At 74.4% G+C, this 898-nt stretch carries 1 protein-coding gene; it reads right to left on the reverse strand.

Annotation, left to right across the window (positions count from 1 at the left end; translation table 11 throughout):
* A partial coding sequence (locus tag BKE38_RS29820) for an ABC transporter ATP-binding protein (protein ID WP_076960693.1) occupies positions 1–878 on the reverse strand: 878 nt, incomplete at its 3' end.
* Positions 879–898 lie beyond the last annotated feature (20 nt).

The raw sequence follows: 898 nt of genomic DNA on the forward strand, positions 1-898 counted from the left end.
CGGCCGGTCGCCATCGGGCAGCGCGGGTGGAAGGCGCAGCCGGCGGGGCGGGCGGCCGGGTTGGGCGGGTCGCCCTGCAGCACGATGCGATGGCCGCGCCGGCCGGGATGCGGGATGGCCGAGACCAGCGCCTGGGCATAGGGGTGGGCCGGGCTGTGCAGCACGGCGTCGGGCTCGCCCTCCTCGACGATGCGGCCGAGATACATCACGGCGACCCGGTGGCTCATCTGGCGGACGGCGCGCAGGTCGTGGCTGATGAACAGGATCGAGACGCCGCGGGCGGCCTGGATGTCCGACAGCAGGTTCATCACCTGCGCCTGGATCGAGACATCGAGGGCGCTGATCGGCTCGTCGCAGACCAGCAGCGCCGGGTCGGTGGCCATGGCACGGGCCAGCACGGCGCGCTGCCGCTGGCCGCCGGAAAGCTCATGCGGGTAGCGGGCGCCCTGGTCGGGGCGCAGGCCGACGGCCTGCAGCAGGGCGGCCACGCGCTCCGGCCCGGCGGGCAGGTTGTGGATCTTCAGCGGCTCCTCGACCTGGGTGCCGATGGACAGGCGGCGGTCGAGCGCGCCCAGCGGGTCCTGGAAGACCATCTGCATCTTCGCGCGCTGCGCCCGCCAGGCGCTGCTGCCGGGGGCGGGCAGGGCGCCGCCGGCGAAGCGGACGCTGCCCTGGTCGGGGGTTTCCAGGCCCAGCACCAGCCGGCCGGTGGTCGACTTGCCGCAGCCGGATTCACCGACCAGGCCAAGGGTCTTGCCGCGTTCCAGCGTCAGCGAGACGCCGTCCAGCGCGCGCACCTCGACAGGGCGGCCGAAGAAACCCTGGCGCTGCCAGTAGCGGCGGGTGAGGCCCTGGGCCTCCAGAAGCGGGGTGTTCATGCGGGGGCCAGGGCCTCACC

Origin of the sequence: Teichococcus deserti, assembly GCF_001982615.1 — a bacterium.
Classification (GTDB): domain Bacteria; phylum Pseudomonadota; class Alphaproteobacteria; order Acetobacterales; family Acetobacteraceae; genus Pseudoroseomonas; species Pseudoroseomonas deserti.